14 protein-coding genes are annotated in these 13,230 nt (G+C 71.2%); 4 read left to right on the top strand and 10 right to left on the bottom strand.

The annotated features are described in order from the left end of the window. Positions 1 to 92 precede the first annotated feature (92 nt). Together AB0K14_RS23580 and AB0K14_RS23575 are read right to left on the bottom strand one after the other, a co-directional pair. Positions 93 to 755, bottom strand: a complete 663-nt coding sequence (locus tag AB0K14_RS23580) for a response regulator transcription factor (protein WP_360455201.1) — start codon at positions 753 to 755, stop codon at positions 93 to 95. Beyond that, entirely contained in the window at positions 755 to 2,083 is a 1,329-nt protein-coding gene (locus AB0K14_RS23575; protein WP_360454941.1) for a sensor domain-containing protein, read from the bottom strand. Before AB0K14_RS23575 ends, AB0K14_RS23580 begins: the two co-directional genes overlap by 1 nt. A gap of 119 nt (positions 2,084 to 2,202) precedes the next feature. On the opposite strand from AB0K14_RS23575, the gene AB0K14_RS23570 reads away from it, so the two are divergent. The 4 genes from AB0K14_RS23570 (at position 2,203) to AB0K14_RS23555 (ending at position 7,072) form a co-directional block, all read left to right on the top strand. Beyond that, on the top strand, positions 2,203 to 3,084 hold the full coding sequence (locus AB0K14_RS23570; protein WP_360454944.1) for an ABC transporter ATP-binding protein: 882 nt from the start codon (positions 2,203 to 2,205) through the stop codon (positions 3,082 to 3,084). A gap of 69 nt (positions 3,085 to 3,153) precedes the next feature. Further along, positions 3,154 to 5,028, top strand: a complete 1,875-nt coding sequence (locus AB0K14_RS23565) for an ABC transporter permease (RefSeq protein ID WP_360454947.1) — start codon at positions 3,154 to 3,156, stop codon at positions 5,026 to 5,028. 293 nt (positions 5,029 to 5,321) lie between these two features. Further along, the gene (locus tag AB0K14_RS23560) at positions 5,322 to 5,552 is read left to right on the top strand and encodes a hypothetical protein (RefSeq protein WP_360454950.1); all 231 of its coding nucleotides are present in this window, start codon (positions 5,322 to 5,324) and stop codon (positions 5,550 to 5,552) included. 461 nt (positions 5,553 to 6,013) lie between these two features. Further along, the gene (locus tag AB0K14_RS23555) at positions 6,014 to 7,072 is read left to right on the top strand and encodes an amidohydrolase family protein (RefSeq protein WP_360454953.1); all 1,059 of its coding nucleotides are present in this window, start codon (positions 6,014 to 6,016) and stop codon (positions 7,070 to 7,072) included. A 96-nt stretch (positions 7,073 to 7,168) separates the two neighbouring features. On the opposite strand, the gene AB0K14_RS23550 is transcribed toward AB0K14_RS23555, so the two are convergent. Genes AB0K14_RS23550 through AB0K14_RS23515 form a run of 8 tightly spaced genes read right to left on the bottom strand, consistent with a single transcriptional unit; the run spans position 7,169 to position 13,230 of the window. Continuing rightward, positions 7,169 to 8,743 (bottom strand): FAD-dependent monooxygenase, encoded by a 1,575-nt coding sequence (locus tag AB0K14_RS23550; protein WP_360454956.1) that lies wholly within the window; start codon positions 8,741 to 8,743, stop codon positions 7,169 to 7,171. Beyond that, on the bottom strand, positions 8,736 to 9,065 hold the full coding sequence (locus AB0K14_RS23545; protein ID WP_360454959.1) for a TcmI family type II polyketide cyclase: 330 nt from the start codon (positions 9,063 to 9,065) through the stop codon (positions 8,736 to 8,738). The genes AB0K14_RS23550 and AB0K14_RS23545 overlap by 8 nt, the downstream gene beginning before the upstream one ends. After that, complete coding sequence (locus AB0K14_RS23540; RefSeq protein ID WP_360454961.1) at positions 9,050 to 9,508, bottom strand: SRPBCC family protein; 459 nt, start codon at positions 9,506 to 9,508, stop codon at positions 9,050 to 9,052. The genes AB0K14_RS23545 and AB0K14_RS23540 overlap by 16 nt, the downstream gene beginning before the upstream one ends. 1 nt (position 9,509) lies before the next feature. Further along, positions 9,510 to 9,752 (bottom strand): acyl carrier protein, encoded by a 243-nt coding sequence (locus tag AB0K14_RS23535; RefSeq protein ID WP_360454963.1) that lies wholly within the window; start codon positions 9,750 to 9,752, stop codon positions 9,510 to 9,512. A gap of 1 nt (position 9,753) precedes the next feature. After that, positions 9,754 to 10,986: a beta-ketoacyl synthase N-terminal-like domain-containing protein gene (locus AB0K14_RS23530; RefSeq protein WP_360454966.1), complete on the bottom strand. Its 1,233-nt coding sequence runs from the start codon at positions 10,984 to 10,986 to the stop codon at positions 9,754 to 9,756. Further along, entirely contained in the window at positions 10,983 to 12,239 is a 1,257-nt protein-coding gene (locus tag AB0K14_RS23525; RefSeq protein WP_360454969.1) for a beta-ketoacyl-[acyl-carrier-protein] synthase family protein, read from the bottom strand. Before AB0K14_RS23525 ends, AB0K14_RS23530 begins: the two co-directional genes overlap by 4 nt. After that, the gene (locus tag AB0K14_RS23520; RefSeq protein ID WP_360454972.1) at positions 12,236 to 12,625 is read right to left on the bottom strand and encodes a cupin domain-containing protein; all 390 of its coding nucleotides are present in this window, start codon (positions 12,623 to 12,625) and stop codon (positions 12,236 to 12,238) included. The genes AB0K14_RS23525 and AB0K14_RS23520 overlap by 4 nt, the downstream gene beginning before the upstream one ends. Next, on the bottom strand, positions 12,622 to 13,230 hold the full coding sequence (locus AB0K14_RS23515; RefSeq protein WP_360454975.1) for a SchA/CurD-like domain-containing protein: 609 nt from the start codon (positions 13,228 to 13,230) through the stop codon (positions 12,622 to 12,624). The genes AB0K14_RS23520 and AB0K14_RS23515 overlap by 4 nt, the downstream gene beginning before the upstream one ends.

Raw genomic sequence — 13,230 nt, 5'->3', positions numbered from 1 at the left:
AGGTCACCGGCCCGCAGGCGGATCATCGTCTGCGGGCCGGTGATCGTTCTGGGGAGCAGTTCGGGAGCAGACCGCCTCCACCGCCTGCTGGATCACGGACGATTGAGCTGTGCCCCATCCCGCAGGTACGCGAGTGTCGCGAGCACCCGCCGGTTGCGGTCATCACCAGGTGTGAACCCCAGCTTGGTGAAGATGTTGCCGACGTGCTTGTTCACCGCGGCTTCGGAGACGACGAGTTTCTCCGCGATGGCGGCGTTGGCATAACCCTCGGCCACCAGCCCGAGGACCTCGCGTTCGCGGTTCGACAGGGTCGCCAGCGGAGTGCTGCTGCGCTTCAACAGCTTGCGCACCACCTGCGGGTCGACGACCGTCTCTCCCGCCGCCACCCTGCGCAGGATGGAGATGAACTCCCGCACGTCCCCGACCCTGTCCTTCAGCAGGTAGCCGACGCCGATCCCGCTGCCGGAGTCCAGCAGGTCGGACGCGTAGCTGGTCTCCACGAACTGGCTCAGCGCCACCACCCGCAACTCCGGCCGCTCCTGCCGCAACCGCACCGTCGCCCGCAACCCCTCGTCGGAGAACCCCGGTGGCATCCGGATGTCGGTGACGACGAGGTCGGGGTTGTGCTCGGCGACCGCGGTGATCAGTGCTTCCGCATCTCCCACGGCCGCCACCACCTGGAACCCGAACCGGTCCAGGAGGGCCGCGAGCCCTTCTCTCAGCAGCGCACCATCCTCGGCCAGAACGGTGCGGATCACTGGTTGCGTGGGCTGCACGGGAACTCCGCTCGCACTGTGGTGGGCCCACCGATGGGGCTGGACAAGGACAAGGTGCCGCCGAGAGCCGCGGCACGGTCGGCGAGACCGGTCAGTCCGGTACCGCGCCCGGCGTCCGCACCTCCCCGCCCGTTGTCGGTGACCTCCACCGTGAGCACGTCGCGCCGGAGCTTCGCCGTGACCTCGATTTCGGTGGCCCCGCTGTGTTTGCTCGAATTGCTCAACGCCTCTGCCACCACGAAGTACCCCGCGCCTTCCACCGCACCGGGAGGCCGCTCCGGGATGGCGCAGTCCACCGTCACCGGTACCGTCGACCGGTCCGCGAGCTCCTGCAACGCGGCCGGCAACCCCAGATCCGACAACGCCTGCGGGTGGATCCCGTGGATGAACTCCCGCAGCTCCGTCAACAGTTGCTTGGCCTGTTCATGGGCGTTGGCCACCGATTCGGCGCCGGGGGAGTCCGACGGCATCTCCAGCTGCGCCAGCCCCAACTGCAGGATGAGGCTGACCACCCGCTGCTGCGCCCCGTCGTGCAGGTCCCGCTCGATCCGCCGCCGTTCCACCTCGAATGCGTTGACCAGGCGTTCCCGTGACCGGGAGACTTCCACCAACTCGGTCCTCAGCCGTTCGTCCGACACCCCGGACAGCAGCGCCCTGGCCGTCGCCGCGTGCAGCCCGGCCAGCCCTGCGAACAGGTACAACGTCACCGGGAACAGTGCCACTCCCAGCAGCGAGTACGGCAGCGCCTCCGCCACCGTGCTCGCCCGCCCGAGACCGAGCGCGAGGGTTCTGCCAGGCGTGACCAGCAGCGGGCTGACGATCAGCGAGAGGACCATCGTCATGGTCAGGACGAGCGCCGCGCTCGGGAGCGCCGTCAGCGTCACCACGGCCAGGTAGACGAGCTTCCGCCAGGTCGCGGGCTCGGTGTACCGGTTGCGCAACCAGCCGAACCAGCCGCCGTCCCCGGATGAGCGCGGCCACGGCACCGGGTCGGCGTGGACCAGCCGCAACCGCACTCGCTCCACCTGGGCCACCGGGAGGGCTACCAGCGGACCCCCGGCCACGATCATCAGCAACCCGGCCAGCCCCGCCAACACCGCCTCGCCCAGCGCGATCGGCGCCGTCCCGAGGAACCGGAAGACCAGGTACACCCACGGCAGGCACAACGCGGCGACCGGCACGCCGACCAGCGCCGACACCACCGGCGTGCTGATCACGAACGACAAGCCACGCCACGGCCAGCTGGTCAGGAGGAACCGGCGGAACGTCATCGATTCCCAGATCGTGCGTGCGTTGCGTACCGACACAACACACAACGTAGTCAGCACCGGTGTGGAGGTGATCGTCGGTCTCGACGGAGGAGGTAGAGAAACCTCTACCTCCTACTCGGAGGTTAGGGACAGTGACACCCGCGTGAGACGTGCGGTTGGCTGGTTCCACCGACAGCCAGGCAAGCGGGCGACAGGTCGGGAGGGGGCTCGCGACAGTCGTGCCACTGGTTGTCCGTCACGAACAACGGGGGTTTGTCATGTCCTGGAATCAGCACCTCGGCGCTGGTCACCGGCAGGGGATGCCGCCCCCCGGCTACCCGGCCGTGGAACTGCACCAGGTCACGCGGTTCTACGGGGCGAAGAACACCGGTGTGGCCGCACTCGACGATGTCAGCCTGAGCTGCCCGACCGGCACCTGGACCGCCATCATGGGCCCGTCGGGCTCCGGCAAGTCGACCTTGTTGCACTGTGCCGCAGGACTGGACCAGGTCACTCGCGGACGTGTCCGGCTCGCGGGACGCGACATCACCGCGGCGCCGGACAGCGTTCTGACCGAGATGCGGCGGCGCACGATCGGGTTCGTGTTCCAGAGCTTCAACCTGATCAGTTCGCTGACGGCCGAGCAGAACGTCGCGTTCCCCTCGAAGCTCGCCGGGGTGCGGGTGTCCAAGAGCGAGGTCCGACAGGTGCTGGCCGGTGTGGGGCTTGCCGATCGCGCGGGTCACCGGCCCCGTGAGCTCTCCGGCGGCCAGCAACAGCGAGTCGCCATCGCTCGGGCGATGATCTCCCGACCCGCCGTGCTGTTCGCGGACGAACCCACCGGCGCACTGGACTCCGGTTCCGCGAGAACGGTCCTCCAACTGCTGCGCACCATGGTGGAGACCGTGGGCCAGACCATCGTCATGGTGACGCACGACCCCGCGGTCGCGGCCGGCGCCGACACGGTCGTCTTCCTGACCGACGGCCGGATCGTGGACCGCGTGGACGTGCCGACTGTCCGCGACGTCGCCGAGCGGCTCGCGCGGTTGGAGAGCTGAGCCGTGTTCCAGATGTCGTTCAGCACGTTCCGCGAGCGGTGGGAGCTATTCATCGGAGCCATCCTCAGCGTGGCTGTCGGTGTCGCCCTGGTGCAGGCTTCGATGCTGGTCCTGGCGGCCACCGGAGACCCGCGGATCCCACCCGGGCTGTCCCGCCAGGCAGAGGACCAGGTGCGCGAGGGGTTCGTCGGCGCCGCGACCGTCATGGGCATGACGGCGTTCCTGGCGATGTTCCTCGCGGTCTTCATCGTGAGTTCGACGTTCAGCTTCACCGTCGCCCAGCGTCGCCGCGACCTCGCCCTGCTGCGCCTCACCGGAGGGAGTCGCGGCCAGTTGCGGGCGTTGCTGCTGTCCGAGTCCCTGCTGCTGGGTCTGGTGGGATCCGCGCTGGGCGTGCCGTTCGGGGTGATCGCGAAGTACGCGCAGACGTGGCTGCTCGTGGAGATAGGCCTGCTGCCGGAGAGTTTCAGCGTCCCGTGGCGGCCGTGGGCCGTGATCACCGCCGGCATCGTCGGTGTCGGCGTCGCGTTGACCGGCGTGTTCACCGCCTCGCTGCGGGCGGCGAGGATCCGGCCCCTGGAAGCCCTGCAGGAGACCGGTGGGGCCGCCAGGGTGATGACCGCTTCACGGTGGCTGTTCGGCTTGTCCTTCGCGGGCTGCACCATCGCCATGGTGGTGTGGGCCCAGGGCGCCAACCTGATCGGCGCGATGATGGCGGCACTCGGGATCTCCATGTTCGGCGCGGTCGCCATGAGCTTGCTGAGCCCGCTGGTCGTGCCGTTCATGGCATGGCTGTTCGGGGTTCTCGTGCCCGGCAGCACGCTGATCGGCCTGGCGCAGGCCAACCTGCGGGACGGAGTGCGGCGCAGCGCGGCCACCGCCTCACCGCTGATCGTGCTGGTATCCCTGCTGCTCGGGCTGGCGGGCACCTTCGCCTCACTCGCCGCCGCCGGCGGTGAAGAGGCCAAGCGATCCGTGAACGGCGACCTCGTCGTGACCTCCACCGGCGAGGAGGCGGAACGGCTGCCGAGTATCGAGGGCGTGGCCGTCGCCTCACGGCAGAACGCCGTGGACATCACGATCACCGTGGAGGAGGCGCAGGACGAGCGGGTGATCACGAGGGACTTCTACACCGGCATCATCGCAGTGGACGCGGCCGACTACGCGCGCACGCACACCCTGCCCCCGTCGACGGGCAACCTGGACGCGCTCACCGGCGCCACGGTGTTCACCGGCCCGGCGCGGCACGCCGACCGGATCGAACCCGGCCGGGTGCTCGCGGCCGACATCGGTGGGCAGCCGCTGCGGCTCACCGTGGTCGGCGGCCTGCCGGAGACCCTGGAGGCGGGGGACAGCTTCCTGGTCCCGCGCCAGGCCCTGCCGCGGGAGGTGTGGGCCGGGGCGCCGACCGAGACCGTCGTCCAGGTCGCGCCGGGGCACGACCCGGACGCCGTCGCCGAGCGGATCGGGCAGGCGGGCGTCAGCCAGGTGCGGAGGGTGTCCGAGTGGGCGGTCGAACGTGCGGAGGTCGCGCAGGCCGGCAACGTCAAGATCCTGACGGTGCTGATGGGCTTGGCCGGGTTGTACGCGCTGATGGCCGTGGTGAACTCGGTGGTCATCGCCGGAACCGAACGCCGCCGCGAGTTCGCCGTCTCCAGGGTGACCGGGCTGACCCAGCCCCAGGTGGTGCGCACGGCCGTGGTCGAAGCGACCGCCGTGGCGGTCATCGGCCTGGTGCTCGGGTGCTTGGTGGCCGGGGTGGGCCTGGCCGGCATCGCCGGCGCCGTCGACAAGGCGATCGGCGTGCCCGTGGTGGCGGTCCCCTGGACGCTCCTCGTGGCCGTCGCGATCGGCTCGGTGGGGATCGTGGCGGTGACCAGCGCCATTACCGCGGCAATTGCGACGAAAGCGCGTCCTGTGTCCCTGGTCGCAGCCAAAGAATGAGCTGACCGGCGAGCGGCGGTCGGCGAGCGCCGTACCGCTGGGGTGCGGTACGTGCTCGCGGTGACGTCCCGATGCCCAATGGTCGTGGTTGGGTCTGCTATCCAGGATGTCCAGTTCTCTGGCTGCCCGGCCGTGCGAGCCTGACCGGGCTGTTGGCCGGGGGGATGCGGGCGGCGGTCCTGACCCCGATGCCGGGCATCGAGATCAGGACCGGGGCGAGAGGGTGCGCATCGAGCATCCCCTCGACCTCGTCCGCGACGGCTTTGCGTTGGTGCAGCACGGTCTGCCGGTCGTTGGGCACGTCTGCCGCCGGCGCGGTGACCGGACTGCTCCTCGCCGCCGGGACCACGACGGTGAGCGGGCGCGCCGTCCCGGACCCCGCCGCGTTCACCGCCGTGCTGCTGGCCGGCGCGGCGGCGGCGCTGCTCGCCCTGGTCGTCGCCACCTTCATCCCGGGTCTCCCACGCGTCGCACGTGGTCGGGGGACGACGCGCGGAGCCGCCGGGCGGGTCCTGGAGGTGTGAGCTCAGGCGGCCCCAGCCGGACGGAGATCAGGTGGAGCAGTCGCAACGCCATACCTCACGATCATGTTCCGGGGCCCAGGGTGCACGATCGCCGCAGCTCAGCATCCCCGTACAGAGTTCCCGCACTCCATAGTGTGCGCAGGAACCGCCGCCACGGGGTTGGCTTCCCGCGCCGGTGCGCTGGGTGCTGCCGGCTCCACCCGCGTCTGCGGCGTTTCAGCCGGACGCAGCACGTGCCGGTAGGTCGGGCCGCACCGGTGCACCGAGGCTGCGGAGGAGCGAACGGGGGGACGGGCGCTCAGTCACGGCAGCATCGATCCGGACGGCCGTGGCGGTGTCCTGGGGAGTTGGGCGTGCGGACACGAAGGGGTGCCGTCGCGGTGGTGGCCTTGCGGGTGGTGTGCGGGCGCGGTTCGATCCTGGAAGTCGGATGCGGTGTGGCGGGAACCGAGGAGGCGGTCGTGGGCGTGGTCTCTCGGCGGTCGGTGCTGATCGGCGGAGTGGGCGGTGTCGGTTCGCTCGTCCACAGTGGTTTGGCGTCGGCGTCGGGGGAGGAGCACCGGGGCCAGCGCATCGACGTCCACCACCACTGCACGCCGCCCCGGTGGCTGCGGTGGGCGGAGGAGCAGGGCGTCGTCACCCTCTCGCCCCTGCCTTGGTGGGCCGAGTGGGACGTCGGCGCGGCGCTGTCCGCAATGGATGGTGTCGGCGTCGGGACGGCGGTCCTGTCGGTGGCGATGCCCGCGGCCCGCTACCGTGACGGGGATCAGTACAAGGAAGGCCTCATGATCGCGTACCACGAGGTGCGCGAGCTGGCCGACGCCCATCCCGGGCGGTTCGCGTTCCTGTCGCGCGTGCGTCTGGACGACGTGGACCTCGACGTGTGGTCGGCGCGGACCGGTGCGGAGATGGGCGCGGTGGGGTGCCAGGCGTTCACGCACGGACGCGACGGCACCTACATCGGCGACCCGGCCTTCGACCCCCTGCTGGCCGAGCTCGACGCGCTGCGCAGCGTCCTCGTGCTGCACCCGACGGACCTCCCCGGCACCACGCCCGACCAGGCCGTCGTGCCGGGGATACCGGGCTACGTGTGCGACTACCCGCTCGACACCACGCGGGCCGCGCTGAACCTGGTGGTCCACTGCACGCTCGACCGCTTCCCGAACGTCACTGTCGTCCTGCCGCACGGCGGGGGATTCCTGCCCTACGTCGCCGACCGGGTGACCCTCAACGCCGACCGCTTCGACCCGCCCCTCCCACCGGGCAGGCTGGACGACTACCTGCGCCGGTTCTACTACGACACGGCAGCGCCGATGTCCTCGCACTCGACGCCGACGCTCCTGGCCTCCGTGAGTCCGACGCACCTGCTTTACGGCAGCGACTGGCCTGCGACGTCGACTGCCCAACTGGCCGGCACGACCGCGGCCTTCGACGCCGATCCCGCGCTGGATGCTGGGCTGCGCGGCGGTATCAACCGGGACAACGCACTCCGGCTCTTCCCTGCGCTGGCGTGCCTCTGAACGACCGATGCGCATGTCCTGCCCAGGTAGCCGGCGCGTTCACCGAACTCGAACCGACCGCCCGGATTACCCAGCCTCGACCACCGACCGAGGGGTTCAGCGGAACAGCACGCGGTCGACCACCCCGGCGAGGGCATCGGGGTCGGTCGTCCGGGTGCGCCAGGCGATGAAACCGTCCGGGCGCATGAGCACGGCCCCGCTGTCGGTGATCCCGTAACGGCGGTGGAACGCGCCCGTCGTGTCACGCAGGGAGTCGCCGATCCGGTAGTGGTCGATGCGGACACCGGATCGGGCGGCGACCTCGGCCGCCGCGCGTTCCCACCCGGTGGAGCCGGTGAGCAGCACGAACCCCCGGCCGATCAGCTCGGTGGGCGAAATCGGGCCGCGGTCGTGCGCCAGCGGGACGTGCGGAGCGCGGGTGCCCGGCGCGCCGGACGGGTGGTCGGGATCCTCCACCGGGTGCGGCGTGACGTCGTCGGGCACGAGAGCGCCGGCGAGATAGGTGTAGCCGAACATCGTCATCCGTTGCCGCACGGCGCTTTCCCGGGCGTCGCCGCTGCCGCCGTTGACCAGGCAGTACCGTTCCGCGGTCAACCGGGTGGTGTGCTGCGCCACGGGCAGGCGCTCGGTTTCGTAGCTCGCGAGCACTCCGGGTCCGGCCAGCCCCCGGTGGTGCAGACCGATCTTCCACGCCAGGTTGAACGCGTCCTGCACACCCGTCGCCACACCGAACGTGCCGACCGGCGGCATGGTGTGGGCGGCGTCGCCCGCGACGAAGACGCGGCCGGTGCACATCCGGCGGGTGACACGGCCGGAGATCTCCCACGGCACCTCGGACACCCTGTCGATGACGATCGGCAGGGTGTCCACGCCGATGGCCGCCCGGACCAGCCGGACGCTCTGGGTCTCGCTGATCGTGGTGTCCTGGTCGGGCTTGAGCGAGATGGCCAACCGCCAGCGCTTCATGCCGTCGATCGGGCTGAGGAAGCCGTGCACGGCGGGATTGCGCAGGGTCATCAGGATGACCCTGCGCCCTCGCAACGGTTCACGCAGGTCGGCGTCGAAGTAGACGTTCACCTTGCGGGCGAGCGTCCCAGGGCCGTCGTGCCCGATGCCGAGCATGCGGCGGACGGGGCTGTGCGACCCGTCCGCCGCGACGAGGTAGTCAGCTCGCACGAGTTGTTCGTGCCCGGTGCGGCGGGAGCGCAGCAGCGCGACGACACCGTCCGGCCTGTCGTCCACCGCCACGACCTCGGTGGCGTACCGCACGTCCACCCCGCCTGACACGGCCCGGTCGCGCAGCACCGGTTCGAGTTGGTTCTGGTCGATGGTCGCCCACCTGCACGGGCTGAGCGAGCCGGTGTCGGCGTCCAGGAAGTGGGGCAGCCGCAGGGACTCCGGGCCGGCCAAGGTCTCGGCGTGCGCGATGACGTCGTGGCCGGCGATCGGCGACCGCACCTCCCGGATGGCGTCCTCCAGCCCCACCGCGCGGTAGAGCTCCATGGTGCGGGGGTGCAGCGCGCGTGCCCGCGGTTCGTCCAGCGGCTCGGGGCGGCGCTCCACCAGCAGCGCCGGGACGCCGTACCAAGCGAGGAACACCGCCGCGGACAACCCGGTCGCGCCACCGCCGACGACCAGCACCGGGATGTGCCGACCTGCGCTGTCAGACATGCCGCTCCCACCGGTAGAACTCGTGCGCCATGGCGTCTTTCGGCTCGCGCCACGCCTCCGGGTCGTACGCGCTGACGAACGGGCTCAGGTCCTCGCTGATCCGCCTGAACCGGGGGTCGTGGCGGTGTTCGGCCACCGCCTCCGCCAACGGCCGTTCGCCCTCGATCAGGTGCAGGTACAGCTCGCCGAACTGGAACAGGCTGCGTGCCCGCACCCCGATCGCGTCGGCCAGGCCGGAGTGGTGGTCCGAGTCCGCGAACACCGCCGCGATCTTGTCGGCGGTGTCCGGGACCATCCGGGCGACGATCAGGGTGCGGTGCACGCGAACTCCTCCACCTTCTGCTTGATCAGCGCCATCTGGACGCGGCTGTTGTCGTTGATGTGCTTGGTCATGGCGGCGTCGTCCACGGGCGCGTCCGGCTTCATCGCGAAGTCCTGCGTCCAACGCATCCTCACGCCGCCGTCGACCTGCTCGTAGGTCCACCGGATGTCCATCCGCTCGAACGGGCCGGTCGTCACGCGTCGCGCGGTGACCGTCCTCGTGGCGGGGTCGGCGATGCGCTCGGACACCCACGACCACACGTTGCCGTTCGCGTCCGGGTGCATGGTGAGCCGGAAGAGGACCCGGTTGCCGTCCCGTTCCAGCACCTGCGCCGACGAGTACTCGCTGAACAGGTCCGGCCAGCTCTCGACGTCGTTGGTGCGCTCCCACACCAAGTCCATCGGCGCGTCGATGACGATCTCGTTCTCGGTGTGCCCGACCATGTCACGCCCTCCCGGCGAGCAGGGACAGCAGTTCCCGCGGCGACTGGCTCGGTTCCAGTTCGACGTCGCGGGACATGCCGTGGTTGCGTTGCAGCTCGGCCACGACGCCCATCAGGCCGAGGGAGTCGACGCCGAGGTCGTCGAAGGTGCGGGCGGAGTCGGTGACCTGCTCACCGGTCACGGTGACACCGGTGCAGCGGCTGATCAGGGCGGCCAGGTCGTCGGGGGAAAGGGTCGTGTCCATGTCAGTCATCTCCTCTGATCGGTTCCGGACGTCGGAGCACCAGCGCCGAGTTCCCGCCGTACAAGCCTCGGGACAGGACCAAGGCGGTGCGGATGTCGGCCGCGCGGGATGCTCCGGTGACGAGGTCGAAGTCGAACCGGCAGTCGCGCACACCCGGTGTGGGCGGCACTTCGCCGTGCTCCATCGCCAGGACGGCGACGGCGACATCGAGCACGGCCGCGCCCGCGTAGCAGCGCCCGTACCCGGTCTTGGGCGCGGTCACCGGCACGCGGTCGGCGCGTTCGTCGAACAGCAGGCTCACCGCCTTGGCTTCGGCGTCGTCGGCGCGTGGATCGGCCAACGCGTCGAGGAAGACCACGTCCACGTCGCCGGGGTCGAGGCCGGCTTCGTCCAACGCGCCCTCCGCGGCCCGCCGCAGCCCTTCGGCGGACAGGTCGAGGTGTTGCGAGCCGGTGTAGGTGGCGCAGTGCCCGGCGACGACTGCCCGTACCTCGGCACCTCGCCCCCGCGCGGCGTCCTCGTCCTCGATCACGACCATCGCACCGCCCTCGGCCGGGCTGAACCCGGTCGCGTGCGCCGTGAACGGCAGGTACGCGGTGGCCGGGTCCGTGCCCGTGCTCAGCAGCCCGAGCCCCAGGTTGCAGCACACCGAGAACGGGCAGAACGGTGCTTCGGCGCCACCGACGAGCATCGCCCTGGCACCTCGGCGCAGTTCGTCGCCCGCCGCCGCGAAGGCGTCCAGACCGCCCGCCTCGTCCGCCACGAGCACCCCCGACGGCCCGCGCAGGCCGTTGCCGATGGAGATCTGGCCGGTGCACGCGGCGTAGAACCACGCGATCGACTGGTAGGGGCCGACGTGCCCGGGCCCGTCCTTCCAGAGCCGTTCGATCTCCCGCTGGCCGAACTCCACACCGCCCGAGAAGCTCGCCGTCACCACGCCGAACCCGAACGGTGGGACGGTGGCCGGGTCGAGGTCGGCGTCACGCAGCGCCATCCCCGCCGCGGCGAGCGCGAAGTGGGTGAACCGGTCGGTCTGCACGGTGATCCGCGGGTCGATCCAGCCGTCCGGCTCGAACCCGTCCACCTCGCCCGCCACGACCACCGGGTACGGGTTCGGCTCGATCCGGCGCACCGGCCCGAGCGCCACGTGCCCGTCCCGCACGGCCGGCCAGAACTCGTCGACCCCGATACCGCTCGGCGCGACCACGCCGAGTCCGGTGACGACGGCGCTCATGACCGGCCCCCGCGGGCCAGCACCACCGCGGACTGGAAACCGCCGAAGCCGCTGCCGACCGACAGCACCGCGCGCAAATCCCGTTCCCGGGCGGTGTGCGGCACGTAGTCCAGGTCGCACTCCGGATCGGGCGTGTCCAGGTTCGCAGTCGGCGGGACGACGCCGTTGGTCAGGGCCAGCACGCAGGCCGCCAGCTCGATGGAGCCGATCGCGCCGAGCGAGTGGCCGATCATGGACTTGATCGAACTCACGGGCACCTCGTACGCCCGCGCACCGAACACCCGCCGGAACGCCGCGGTCTCGTGCCGGTCGTTCTGCCGGGTGCCCGAGCCGTGCGCGTTGATGTAGTCGATGTCGTCGAGCCGCAGTCGGGCCTGGTCCATGGCCCGCCGCACCGCTTCGGCCATCTCGACGCCGTCCGCTTTCAACCCGGTCATGTGGTGGGCGTTGCTGCGGGTGGCGAAACCCGCCACCTCGGCGTGCACCACCGCGCCCCGGCGGCGGGCGTGCCCCAACTCCTCCAGCACCAGCACCGCCGCACCCTCTCCGAGCACGAACCCGTCCCGGTCGCGGTCGAACGGACGCGCGGCGTGCGCGGGATCGTCGTTGCGGGCGGAAGTCGCGCGGATGGCGTCGAAACAGGCCACCGTGATCGGCGAGATCGGCGACTCGGACGCACCCGTGACCATCACGTCCGCCCGGTTCTCCTCGATGAGGCGGGCGGCGTGACCCACCGCGTCCAGCCCGGCCGTGCAGCCGGTGGACACCGTGCGCACCGGGCCACACGCGCCGATCCGGTCGGCGACCTCGGCGGCCAGCGTGGCCGGTGAGAGGACGCGGTGCAGGAACGGCGACGCCAAGCCCGCGTCGACCAGCCATCGGGCGCCCGCGTGCGAGGTCGTCACGTAGTCCTGCTCCAGCAGCGTCGTGCCGCCGACCGCCGATCCCATGCACACGCCCAACCGCCAGGGGTCCGCCACGTCCAGCTCCGCCTGCCGCCACGCCTCGTCTGCGGCCACGGCGGCGAACTGGACGTACCGGTCCATGCGTGCGACCTCGGTGGGGCCGAGTCCCGCGTCGGCCGGGTCGAAGTCGCACTCGGCGGCGATCCTGGACCGGAAACCCGCCGCGTCGAAGAGGCTGATGGGCCGGGTAGCGGTGCGCCCCGAGATCAGCAGCTCCCAGAACGCCTTCGTCCCGACGCCGCCCGGTGCCACCACCCCCAGGCCGGTCACGGCCACCCGGCGGGTCATGACGTCCGCTCCGTGTCGACGTGCCCCAGTTCGGGCCGGGGCGCGAGCGGGCACAGCTGGAACACCACGCGGGCCGGTCCGGATCCGGTGTTGCGCACCCGGTGGCGGACCCCGATCGGGATCAGCAGCGCGTGGTCGGTCGGCACGGCGTGCGGCACGTCGTCGAGGTCCACGTCGATCTCGCCTTCCGCGACGTACAGGAACTCCTCGGAGTACGGGTGGTAGTGCTCGTTGACCTGCTGGCCCGGCTCCAACAGCGTCACACCGAGGAATCCCCCGGTCGCGCCGACGGTCGTGGGGCTCAACAGGACCCGGATGTCCCCGCCCCGCTTGCGGTTGGGGGCGGCGTCGGACGTGCTCACGGTCCGGTGCAGTTGGCCGGTCATCTCACCACTCCTACTACCCGGTCGGTCACCAATGTCATCGGGCGCGCCAGCTGGACACGCGGCGCGAGCAGACCCGCCAGCGGCACGGCGGGTGCCTCGTCGGACGACTCCAGCAGGTGCACCACCAGGTCGCGGCGGCGGAACACCGTCGCACCGCGACCGGGACCCGCGCCGTCGACGGCGAGCAGGCGGGCGACCTCACGGCCCTGGCCCGGCAACGCCTGGTAGAGCGCGGCGGTGCGGGCCAGGTGACCGGTGTGGCCGTTGCGCGAGGACACGACCCGCATCACCGAGGTGGCCAGGAAACGCCGGCGGCTGTCGTCGTCGGCCAGGTCGCGGTCCTCGACCAGGTGCGGCCGGAGCCGTTCCTCGACCGCCCGGATCTGCGGTTGCCCGGCCAGGTGCCGGATGGCCACCGAGGGCGGGCAGGTGATGTCCACGACCCGCACCACGACCTGGCCCGCCATGAAGACCGACGTGCGGTCCAGCAGCGGGCGTGCGGCCTCCGGCCGGCCCGCGGGTGGTGCGGCGTAGGCGGACAGGATCTCGGCCACCTCGGCCTCCGACCCCGGCCGCACGGAGAACGTCAACGCGTAGCGGTTCAC

Source organism: Actinosynnema sp. NPDC050801, from assembly GCF_040673975.1.
In the GTDB taxonomy this organism is placed as follows: domain Bacteria; phylum Actinomycetota; class Actinomycetes; order Mycobacteriales; family Pseudonocardiaceae; genus Actinosynnema.
The sequence above is the reverse complement of the archived record's forward strand: the minus strand, read 5'-3'. Positions and strand labels throughout refer to the sequence as shown.

What these genes read in the sequence shown, in the direction of transcription:
- AB0K14_RS23525 (WP_360454969.1), bottom strand. Translation starts at nt 12,239, where the DNA reads ATGACCCGCCGGGTGGCCGTGACCGGCCTGGGGGTGGTGGCACCGGGC.
- AB0K14_RS23520 (WP_360454972.1), bottom strand. Translation starts at nt 12,625, where the DNA reads ATGACCGGCCAACTGCACCGGACCGTGAGCACGTCCGACGCCGCCCCC.
- AB0K14_RS23550 (WP_360454956.1), bottom strand. Translation starts at nt 8,743, where the DNA reads ATGTCTGACAGCGCAGGTCGGCACATCCCGGTGCTGGTCGTCGGCGGT.
- AB0K14_RS23540 (WP_360454961.1), bottom strand. Translation starts at nt 9,508, where the DNA reads ATGGTCGGGCACACCGAGAACGAGATCGTCATCGACGCGCCGATGGAC.
- AB0K14_RS23530 (WP_360454966.1), bottom strand. Translation starts at nt 10,986, where the DNA reads ATGAGCGCCGTCGTCACCGGACTCGGCGTGGTCGCGCCGAGCGGTATC.
- AB0K14_RS23535 (WP_360454963.1), bottom strand. Translation starts at nt 9,752, where the DNA reads ATGGACACGACCCTTTCCCCCGACGACCTGGCCGCCCTGATCAGCCGC.